The organism is Nitrosophilus sp. (assembly GCF_982775275.1).
In genome coordinates, this window is the sequence record NZ_CEXZHP010000166.1 from 1 (window position 1) to 3,345 (window position 3,345).

The window sequence follows — 3,345 nt, forward strand, 5'->3', positions numbered from 1 at the left end:
TACAAACCTTTGGGAATTTTCTTTTATGATGTTAAACATATATTTCCTTGGAATTGGGAATTGGGAATTAGGGACTTTTTCTATAAATTCATAATTCCTAATTCCTATTATACCTTTCTCACCTTTATAGTTTTATAATTTATATAATTGACAAAAGATTTCTCTTTTATTTTTACATTTCTTCTTTGTGTAAAATCTACCAAATAATCACCGCTTTTATCTACACTAAAATCGACGCAAAGTTTTGCGGCCTCTTTCAAAATTGTCTCTGGTATATTTTGTTTATTTGTTCGAATTATTACGTGAGCCGAGGGAATATCTTTTATATGCATCCAGATATCGTTTGCTTTTGCTTTTTTTAAAAGCTCTTCGTTTCCCTTTTCATTTTTTCCAACATAAATATTGTAACCTTCAATTACGAACTTTTCATAATTTTTAAATCTCTCTTTTTTGGATTTTGAACTCTCTTTTTTAGGAAATAAAATCTCTATCTCTTCTATGTTTTTGGCATCTTTTATTCTGTTTATCATTCTTTTTAAAAATTGTATCTTAGATTGGAGATTTTCTCTTTCTATATGGATATTTTTTGCTTTTTGTTTATATCTTTTAGCCCTATTAAAAAAAATATCGGCCATTTGCGAGACGCTTTTTGCCTCTTTTGGAAGCTCTATTTTTATCTCTTTACCTTCAAAATCTTTCAAAACAACCTCTTTTTGATAAGGTTTTATCAAGTAAAGATTTGCCAAAATCAGGTTTGCTTTAAGCTCCTCTTCATATGCGAGTTTTTCTAAATCCTCCTCCTTTTCAAGGGAATTTAAAATAGATCTTAGTTTTTCAATCTGCCTATTTATGGAAAAAATTTTTACCGATTTTAGCGATTGAAGCTTTTTATTTTTCTCTTTTTCATAAACTTCAAAAAGATATCTGTTAATATCCTCTATTTTACTCTCTTCTTTTTTTATAAATTTTAAAGGAGGCAAAGGCAGAAGTTTTTTGCCAGGTTTGACCTCTCTAAAAGAGGTAGATAGGTCTATATGTCTCAAAGCTTCCAAAACTGTTTGGTTTTCATCTAAAATAATCGCGTTTGTGTTTCTTCCGGTAAATTCAAGTTGAAGTATTGAGATCTCCTTTTTATAAGAGCTCTCTTGTTTTGCTACTATTTTAATAATTTTATCATTACTTAAAATCTCCAAAGACTTGATTTTTGCTCTTTTAAATCTTTTTTGCAAAACTATATCAAAAGGGGCGTTATATCTTTTTGTTTTTACAAAATCTTCTCTTTTATATATTTTGGAGTTTCCTTTTGTTAAATCAAAATAGATCGGCTCTTTATCAAAAACTATCTTTATAACATTATCATCAACTCTGTAAATATCGCTTATGGTCCTAAATTTTTTTAAGAAATTTGCAATTTGATATAACTCATAATATTTCACATATCGCCTTTTTTAAAATATCTATCTCTTCATCTTTTAATTTTGCAATTTTTTTGATAACTCTTTTTTTACTAACAGCTCTTAAATGGTATATCAAAATATCGCTATCTTGCTCTAAGTTCTCTCTTTTTTTCACTCTTACTCTATAAGGATAAGCTTTATCGACAAGTTTTGTTGATAAAGGAACAACCAAAATCACATCAAGCTCGCTATTTAAAATATCTTCGCTCATTATAACAGCAGGTCTAATTTTACCGATCTCCTCACCTTTTTTAGGGTTTAGATTTATTAAAACAATATCCCCTTTTTTAAACTCCATCGCCAACTACCTCATCCCACGAACTCATATCATCATCTACTTCTTTTATCTTTTTTAAAATCTTTAATTTTTCCTCTTTTTCTATCTTCTTTAAGATTAGATTAAAATATTTCTCATACTTTTTTGGGATAAATATACCTATTTCTTTATTATCTCTTTTATCTACAATATCCAAAATCTCCTCATTTTTAAAAATTGACGGTTTTTTTTGGATTTGGCTTATACTTACTTTAATCATAATAAACCTTTCATATAAAAAATCTATATAAAAGTATATCATAAATCAATATTATGCTAAAATATCAAAAATTTTTCAAAAGGAAAAATATGAAACAAACTATTACTGAAAAAATTTTTAGCGAACATGTAGGACGTGAAGTAAAAGCCGGTGAGATAGTTAGATGCGAAATAGATATGATTATAGGAAACGATATCACAACTCCTATCTCCATAAAGGCATTTAGAGAATCAGGTGCCAAAAAACTTGCAAATCCCGATAATTTTGCGATAGTAATGGATCATTTCATTCCGGCTAAAGATATAGCCAGCGCAAATCAGGCAAAAATAAGCAGAGAGTTTGCGTATGAGCACGATTTGAAATATTTTTTTGACGAAAAAGATATGGGTATAGAGCACGCACTTTTGCCTGAAAAAGGGCTTGTGGTTCCAGGGGACGTAATAATCGGTGCAGACTCTCACACTTGCACACACGGAGCCCTTGGAGCTTTTGCTACCGGTATGGGCTCAACCGATCTTGCGTTTGCTATGATCACCGGAACCAACTGGTTTAAAGTACCAGAATCTATAAAGGTCGTGCTAAAAGGAAAGCCAGGTGAACATATATACGGAAAAGATATTATCTTAGAGCTTATTAGAAGAATAGGTGTTGATGGAGCGTTATATAAGGCTTTGGAATTCACAGGCGATACTTTGGAATATTTAGGTATGGATGATAGATTTAGCCTATGCAATATGGCAATAGAAGCGGGAGCTAAAAACGGGATTATTGCGGTTGATGAGATAACAAAAGAGTTTTTGGCTGATAAAAATTTAAAACATGAGCCAAAGTTTCACTACTCAGATGAAGATGCAAACTATGTTCAAACAATAGAGATTGATGTGGAAAAATTGGAACCTGTTATAGCTTTTCCTCATCTTCCAAGCAACGGAAGACCTATAAGCGAAGCTGCAAAGATGGACCTAAAAGTTGATCAAGTCTTTATCGGAAGCTGCACAAACGGAAGATTGAGCGACTTAGCAATCGCCGCTAAGATAGTAAAAGGAAAAAGAGTAGCCCGTCACACCAGACTTATAGTTACCCCGGCGACTCAAAAGATTTTAAAAGAGGCTGAAAAGCTCGGGATTATAGACACTCTAATAGATGCCGGAGCCGTTGTATCAAACCCTACATGCGGCGCTTGTCTTGGAGGCTATATGGGGATTTTAGCCGATAACGAAAGATGCGTATCTACTACAAATAGAAACTTTGTAGGGAGAATGGGAGCAAGAACTGCTGAGATTTACTTGGCAAACTCTGCAGTCGCCGCAGCAAGTGCTATAGCCGGAAAAATCGCAGACCCAAGAGAGATA

The 3,345-nt window shown here is 32.4% G+C and carries 4 protein-coding genes; 1 reads left to right on the top strand and 3 read right to left on the bottom strand.

The genetic code is table 11. The features are described 5' to 3' along the window. Nucleotides 1-107 precede the first annotated feature (107 nt). From AC30RD_RS07530 to AC30RD_RS07540, 3 genes are read right to left on the bottom strand one after another with little or no spacing between them, the layout of a single operon-like run. Nucleotides 108-1,436 carry an NFACT RNA binding domain-containing protein gene (locus tag AC30RD_RS07530; RefSeq protein ID WP_489493823.1) on the bottom strand — a complete coding sequence of 443 codons (1,329 nt, stop codon included), beginning with the start codon at nt 1,434-1,436 and terminating at the stop codon, nt 108-110. Beyond that, complete coding sequence (locus tag AC30RD_RS07535; RefSeq protein ID WP_489493825.1) at nt 1,423-1,755, bottom strand: type II toxin-antitoxin system PemK/MazF family toxin; 333 nt, start codon at nt 1,753-1,755, stop codon at nt 1,423-1,425. The genes AC30RD_RS07530 and AC30RD_RS07535 overlap by 14 nt, the downstream gene beginning before the upstream one ends. Next, nucleotides 1,745-1,993, bottom strand: a complete 249-nt coding sequence (locus tag AC30RD_RS07540) for a hypothetical protein (protein ID WP_489493827.1) — start codon at nt 1,991-1,993, stop codon at nt 1,745-1,747. The genes AC30RD_RS07535 and AC30RD_RS07540 overlap by 11 nt, the downstream gene beginning before the upstream one ends. An 89-nt stretch (nt 1,994-2,082) precedes the next feature. On the opposite strand from AC30RD_RS07540, the gene leuC reads away from it, so the two are divergent. Then, a partial coding sequence (leuC, locus tag AC30RD_RS07545) for a 3-isopropylmalate dehydratase large subunit (RefSeq protein ID WP_489493828.1) occupies nt 2,083-3,345 on the top strand: 1,263 nt, incomplete at its 3' end.